Below are 6,604 nucleotides of genomic sequence, written 5' to 3'. Positions count from 1 at the left end.
CGTCCGCGATAGTCGCGGCCGAGGGCCCACGGGACAGGCCCTAGGCCAGCGCCTTGCGCAGGAACGCCACGGCCTGACCGATCGCGCCCTCGGCGGCGTGCGTGCCGCGCAACGCGTTCAGCATCACGAAGTCGTGGATCGCGCCCGCGTACCGGACGGCGGTGACGGGCACGCCGGCCTCGCGCAGCTTGTCCGCGTAGGCCTCGCCCTCGTCGCGCAGCACGTCGGCCTCGGCGGTGATCACGAGCGCCTGCGGCAGGCCCCGGAGCTGCTCGAGCGACGCGCGCAGCGGGGAGGCGGTGATCTCGGCGCGCTCCACCGGGTTCGTCGTGTACTGGTCCCAGAACCACTGCATGGCGTCGCGGCGCAGGAAGTAGCCCTCGGCGAACTGCAGGTACGAGTCGGTGTCGAACGACGCGTCGGTCACCGGGTAGAAGAGCACCTGGGCCTTCAGCGCCACGTCGCCGCGCTCCTTGGCCTGCAACGTCAGCGCCGCCGCCATGTTGCCGCCGACCGAGTCGCCGGCCACCGCGATGCGCGACGGGTCGAGGCCGTGGGACGCGCCTTCGGCCACGACCCACCGGGCGGTGGCGTAGTTCTGGTCGATCGCGACCGGGTAGCGGGCCTCGGGCGAGAGCGAGTACTCCGGGAACACGACGGCCGCGCCGGCGCCCACCGCGAGCTCGCGGACCAGGCGGTCGTGGGTGTGGGCGTTGCCGAAGACCCAGCCCGCGCCGTGGATGTAGAGCACGACCGGCAGCTCGCCCGTGGCACCGGCGGGCTTGACCACGCGGACCTTGAAGCCGTCGAGCTCCACCCACTGCTCGTCGACCTCGGGCTTGGTCACCTCACCCGACTGCACCTCGTCGACCGTCTTGCGGCCCTCGACCGGGCCCAGGTCGAACAGGAACGGCGGCTTCGCGGTCGCGGCGGCGAACTCGGCTGCGGCGGGCTCGAGGACTGGGCGCTTCATGACTGCTCCTTCGGTGAGGTCGGATGCCATGAACCTAGCGCGCGATTAAATCGTGTACAATGTAATCACGGCCTCACCGACTCCGGGAATGCGGCCGCCGCCGCGCGGACGGACGTGACGGCCACGTCGAGGCACGCGGAGAAGTCCTCGCCCGTGTCGATCCAGCGCTCCAGCGCCTCCTGGAAGAAGACCGCGGTCAGCCGCGCGACCCGCCGGGCCTCGTCCGCCGGGCCCCGTTCCGCCAGCGCGGCGCACAGCGCGTCCGTCATCGCGGCGGCCTTGGTGCGCTCCCGCTCCTGCAGTTCGGGGCTCGACGCGATGACCGCACGGCGTTCGGCGGTGCGTTCGACCCGCGAGACGAGCAGCATGCCGACCTGGCGGACGGCGTCCACGGCGATGGCGGGCAGGGACTCCTGCGCCGACGCGCGCACGGCGCCGGCGAGGGCGGGCGGCAGGTGCTCCGAGCCGCCGAACAGCACCTCGCGCTTGTCCGGGAAGTAGCGGAAGTACGAGCGGCGGGTGATGCCCGCGCGTTCGGCGATCTGCGTGACCGTCACGTTGTCGTACCCGTGCTCGGCGAACAGGTCGAGCGCCGCGCTCTTGAGACGGTCTTCGGTTCCGGGATCCCACCTGGCCACAGCCCACCCTAGCAAGTGATGTCTCACTGTGCCGTCACCCGTGCTAGCGTCAGTGACGACACAGTGAGACATCACTTGGGAGACGAACATGAGCATCTGGGTCCTGGGAGCCACCGGACGCGTCGGGCGCGCCGTCGTTCCCCTCCTGCTCGAACGGGGCGAGGACGTCGTGCTGGTCGGCCGGGAGAGCGCCCGGCTGCGCGAGATGGGCGTCGGGCGGCGCGTCGTCGTCGCGGACACGGCCGATCGCATGGCGAAGGCGATCAGGGACGACCGGCCGAAGGTCGTCGTCAACACGATCGGCAACTACGCCGGGACCGCGACGACCGTCGCCCGCGCGTGCCTGGCCCACGGCGGGCACTACCTCGACCAGGCGGCCGACCTGACCGCCGTGCCGCGGCTGCTGGACCTGCACGACGAGGCCGCGGCCGCGGGCAGCACGCTCGTCACCGGCGCCGGGTTCGGCGTGCTGGCGACGGAAGCGGTCGTGGCGGCGCTGTGCGAGGGCAAGCCCGTTCCCGCCGAGGTGCGCGTGGACGCGGCCGCGTCGGTCGCCGTGGAGGACGGCCTGCTGGGCGTGGCGCTCGCCGCGTCGATCCTCGACGTCCTCGTCACCGGCGGGCGCCGCTACCGCGACGGGAAGCTGACGAGGTCGCGTCTCGGCGCGAACGCGCGGCGGCTGCGCCTGCCCGACGGCGACCACGTCACGACGTCCGAGGCGCCCACCGCCGAACTGCTGGCCGCCCGCAACGCCAGCGGCGCCCGGAACGTCACGGCGGCCACCGCGATCATGCCCGCCTCCCCCGCCGCCCGGGCGGTGCTCCCGCTCGCGCAGCGGCTGGTGGCGCTGGACCCGGTGCGCCGCTTCGCCACCCGCCGGCTCGCCGGGGTCGAGACCAAGGCCGCACCGAGGCCGCGCCGGCACTCCTGGGGCCACGCCACCGTCACGTGGCCGGACGGCACCACGGGCGAGGGCTGGCTGAAGACCGGTGAGGCCATGGACTTCACCGCCGGCGTGACCGCGGAGGTCGCCACCCGGCTCGCCAGGGGCGAGGGCAAGCCCGGCGCGTTCACGCCCGCGGCCGCCTTCGGTCCCGCCCTCGCCGTCGCGGCGGGCGGCGAGATCAGCTCACGGTGAAGCCCGCCGTCGCCCCGGTGAAGCCGGTGACCCTGCCGGTCCAGCCGGACTTCTCGTCGCCGTGGTGCACGATCCGGTAGGTGCCCGCGGGCGTGTCCGCCGGGATCTGCCAGGTGATCGTGGCGTTGGAGAAGGCGATGCCGACGCGTTCCCACCGGTAGCGCGTGGACCAGTCGCCGTCGTCGGCCACGCGCACCCACTGGCCGTTCACCTGCCGCTGCACCTCCAGGAAGGTCCCGTTGCGGTGCAGGTCGTTCTTCGGGTGCCCGGTCACGAACACCGACGTCACGGTCTCGCCGCGCGCATAGGACGACTTCGGTGCGGAGAGCACGTCGCCGTACTTCTTGTCCGCGGGCTTGTCGTCGAGCACGACGCCGGTCTGCAGGTTGATCTCGGTGAACGGCGGCTTGCCGGGGTTCGGGCCGGCGGGCAGCGACGAGCCGGACCTCATCGACGCGGCGAGCTTGCCGAACTCCTGCTGGTACGCGGGCGTGGTGTTGCGGCCGAACAGGGTCGACCCGCCCTCGTACTGCTGCGAGTCGTACTCCTCCGGCGTGGTGACGTACTGGCTGTAGTCGTTGGCGTAGCCCTGGATCAGCACGTTCTGAAGGGGCACACCGGCTTCGGCGGCCACGGCCCTGCGGATGCGCAGGCCCGCGGTGATCGTCACCTCGCCGGGCACGGCGACGAGGTGCAACTGTCCGATCCGGACGATCTGCAGCGGCACGATGTTCGGCGTGGCACCGATCAGACCGGTCGGCACGAGCGAGGCCTTGGGGAACTGGCAGTCCCGCAACCACTGCGGAACCTCCATCTGCAACGGCTCGAAGAGCTTCTTCCACGGCGACTGCATGCCCTCGGAGAACCCGGGGATCGCCGGGCCGTCCTCCACGCTGCCCGCGATCGTCGACGCGCCGACGACACCGGAACACGTCGTGCCCGCCTTGCCGTCGGTGGTGTGGCGGCCCTCGACCTGCACGGCCGACATGTCCACGAACCGCATCCGGTAGTCGACACCGCCGCCGACCGCGGACTGGGCGCCGTGGTAGATCTCCTGCGCCCTGCGGTTCTGCCGCTCGCCGATGATCCGGGCGTTCTCCCACTCGTTCTCGGTGGGGCCGGAACCGGGCCGCAGGTTGAGGTTCGGCGACATGTCGCCCGCGTTGGTGTTCGGGAACGCCGCCACGAACCCCGCGGTGTCGTCCAGGTAGCGCACGCCCTTGTCGTCGTGCTCCCACTGGTAGGCCGCGTAGCCCTTGTTGTCGGGGCTGATCAGCGTGTTGGCGTTGGTGATCGACGTGTTGTGCGTGGCGAACCAGCTGACCGCGCCGACGTCGGTGCCGGACTGCCGGAACCTCAGCACGGTCATCTGCGGGTCGATGCCCTGCGGGAAGAAGCCCTTGTCCGGGTTGCGGTCGAACGCGACGCGGGACCGGTTGACCGAGGCGCCGGTCAGCTCGCCGACGCCGAGGCTGATCGAACCGGGCTTGACGTCCTCGTGGGCCTCGACGACCGACTCGGTGATGCCGTCGACCACGGCGGCCAGCGCCTGCGGCTGCATGCCGAGGATCGACAGGTTGTAGGCGAGGTTGTGCGACTGGCCGCCGGGGCCGGAGTGGGTGTGCGTGGCCGACAGCAGCAGGTTCTCGCGGGTGTAGGTGCTGCCGTACCTGGCCTGCAGTTTGGTGAGCACGCCCTCCTGGACCGCGCGGAAGATCATCGCGAGGTCGGCGTTGACGTACGCGACGCGCTTGGCCGTGGCCCGGTCGACCACGACGTAGGCGCGCGAGCGCAGCCGCTGGTGGATGCCCGAGGTCTTCTGGTCGAACTTGGAGTAGCCCATCATGCCGTTCTCGGCGGCGGGCCCGGTGACGTCCGAGATCCCCCTGCCCACCAGGTACGGCTCGGGTTCCGCCCACGCGAACGGTCCGCTGACCAGCGCCGCACCGACGAGTGCGGCTACCACCGTCACGACTGTCGTCCGCATGACCACCCACCTAAGTGAATTGGATTCACGTTTCTTCCTGCACGGTAGGTGATCCAGACCACTGCGAGCAAGTCACGGCCAGTGCGTTGGCGGTGACGACGAGCAAGATCCCGGCCCAGTGGTGCGGGTCGAGCCGCTCGCCGAGCAGCAGCAGGCCCGCGAGCGCGGCGAGCACCGGGTGCACGCTGCACACCAGCCCGAACAGCCGCGCGGGCACCTTGCGCAACGCGATCACGTCGGCCGCGTAGGGCACGACGCTGCAGAACAGGCCGGCCGCGACCGCGTAGAGAATGGCCATGCCGTTGAACTGCCCCTGCACGACCAGGAACACCGCCACCGGCACGTAGAGCAGCGCGGACACGCTCGTCGCCGCCGCGGGCGCCTGCAGACCGGGCAGCCGCTGCCCGACCAGGCGGTTGAGCAGGATGTACGCGGCCCAGCTCGCCGCGGCCAGCAGCCCGGCGCCGATGCCGAGCCAGTCGCTCGACGGCCCCGGCAGCACCAGCACGTAGACGCCGGCGGCCGCGACCACCACGAACAGGAAGTCCCAGCGGGTGCGCGACCCCGCCAGCGCGACGCACAGCGGCCCGAGCACCTCGAGCGTGACGGCGAGGCCCAGGCCGATGCGGTCGACGGCGGTGTAGAGGCTGAGGTTCATGGTCGCGAACACCAGCCCGAGCGCGATCGTCGGCCACCACTGCGCCCACGTGAACCTCCGCGGGTCCGGCCGGGCGACGGGCAGCAAGACCGCCGCGGCGACGAACTGGCGCACGGCGACGACCCCGGCCGGGCCGATGCTGGCGAACGCGTGGGCACCCACCGCGGCACCGAGCTGGCTGCTGGCCGCGCTGGCGGTGATCGTGGCGAAGCCACCGAGGCTCTTCATGGCACCCAGCCTGCGTCGCGCGCACCGATGCGGGAAATGCATGAGCCGCCGCACCTATACGCTGGGCGAATGGATCTGCGGCACGTCCGGGCGTTCGTGGCGGTGGTCGACGCGGGCACGTTCACCGACGCGGCAAGGGAGCTGGGCCTCACCCAGGCGTCGGTCTCGCGGTCGGTGGCCGCGCTGGAGACGGCCCTGGGCGTGCGCCTGCTGCAACGGTCCACCCGGCACGTCGCGCTCACCTCCGTCGGCACGCAGGTCCTGGAAGGCGCGCGGCGGGTGCTCGACGACGTCGCGCACCTGCACCGGATAGCCGCGCAGTCGTCGACGGAGGTGCGGATCGGCTACGCCTGGGCGGCCCTGGGCAAGCACACCCGGCGCGTGCAGAAGGCCTGGGCGGCCGAACACCCCGGCCTGCCGCTGGTGTTCGTGCAGTCGAACTCGCTGACGGCAGGCCTGGCCGAGGGCGCGGCCGACGTCGCGGTGCTGCGCAAGGCGGTCGACGACCCGAGGTTCGAGACGGCCCTGCTGGGCACCGAACGCCGCTACGGCGTGGTGGCGACGGACAACCCGCTGGCGCGCAAGCGTTCGCTCAGGCTGGCCGACCTGGCCCGCTACTCGCTGGCCGTGGACGACCGCACCGGCACGACGACCCTCGACCTGTGGCAGCCGGGCAAGGCACCCGCCGTGGTGCGCAACACGAGCAGCGTCGACGAGTGGCTGACGCTGATCGCCGCCGGACAGGCCGTGGGCATGACGTCGGAGGCCACCGCGAGCCTCAACCCTCGCCCCGGCGTCGCCTACCGGGCGGTCGCGGACACACCGCCGATCGCGGTCTGGCTGGCGTGGTGGAGGGACCAGCCACCGCAGCACCTGACCGACCTGATCACGCTGGCGTGCGAGGCCTACCGCGCCTGAGCGGTGAACCCGTGGAGGAAATCGCCGCCACACCAGCGGAACAAGTGGAACTTTCCTCCCTCTC

At 71.9% G+C, this 6,604-nt stretch carries 6 protein-coding genes; 2 read left to right on the top strand and 4 right to left on the bottom strand.

Going from position 1 to position 6,604, the window contains the following annotated elements; genetic code table 11:
- Positions 1-40: 40 nt before the first annotated feature.
- Positions 41-973 carry an alpha/beta hydrolase gene (locus ACFWGZ_RS19960; protein ID WP_382453026.1) on the bottom strand — a complete coding sequence of 311 codons (933 nt, stop codon included), beginning with the start codon at positions 971-973 and terminating at the stop codon, positions 41-43.
- Positions 974-1,038: 65 nt separating this feature from the next.
- On the bottom strand, positions 1,039-1,611 hold the full coding sequence (locus tag ACFWGZ_RS19955) for a TetR/AcrR family transcriptional regulator (RefSeq protein ID WP_382453025.1): 573 nt from the start codon (positions 1,609-1,611) through the stop codon (positions 1,039-1,041).
- 88 nt (positions 1,612-1,699) lie between these two features.
- Between ACFWGZ_RS19955 and ACFWGZ_RS19950 the strand changes: the two genes are divergently transcribed.
- The gene (locus tag ACFWGZ_RS19950; protein ID WP_382453024.1) at positions 1,700-2,749 is read left to right on the top strand and encodes a saccharopine dehydrogenase NADP-binding domain-containing protein; all 1,050 of its coding nucleotides are present in this window, start codon (positions 1,700-1,702) and stop codon (positions 2,747-2,749) included.
- Here ACFWGZ_RS19950 and ACFWGZ_RS19945 read toward each other — a convergent pair.
- Both ACFWGZ_RS19945 and ACFWGZ_RS19940 read right to left on the bottom strand, forming a co-directional pair.
- Positions 2,736-4,736 (bottom strand): neutral/alkaline ceramidase, encoded by a 2,001-nt coding sequence (locus ACFWGZ_RS19945; RefSeq protein ID WP_382453023.1) that lies wholly within the window; start codon positions 4,734-4,736, stop codon positions 2,736-2,738. The two genes, ACFWGZ_RS19950 and ACFWGZ_RS19945, sit on opposite strands and share 14 nt — an antisense overlap.
- A 25-nt stretch (positions 4,737-4,761) precedes the next feature.
- Positions 4,762-5,622, bottom strand: coding sequence for a DMT family transporter (locus tag ACFWGZ_RS19940; RefSeq protein ID WP_382453022.1), 861 nt, complete (start codon positions 5,620-5,622; stop codon positions 4,762-4,764).
- A gap of 69 nt (positions 5,623-5,691) precedes the next feature.
- On the opposite strand from ACFWGZ_RS19940, the gene ACFWGZ_RS19935 reads away from it, so the two are divergent.
- Entirely contained in the window at positions 5,692-6,540 is an 849-nt protein-coding gene (locus tag ACFWGZ_RS19935) for a LysR family transcriptional regulator (protein WP_382453021.1), read from the top strand.
- Positions 6,541-6,604: the final 64 nt, after the last annotated feature.

It is taken from the genome of Lentzea sp. NPDC060358 (assembly GCF_042725365.1).
Lineage (GTDB): Bacteria > Actinomycetota > Actinomycetes > Mycobacteriales > Pseudonocardiaceae > Lentzea.
The sequence above is the reverse complement of the archived record's forward strand: the minus strand, read 5'-3'. Positions and strand labels throughout refer to the sequence as shown.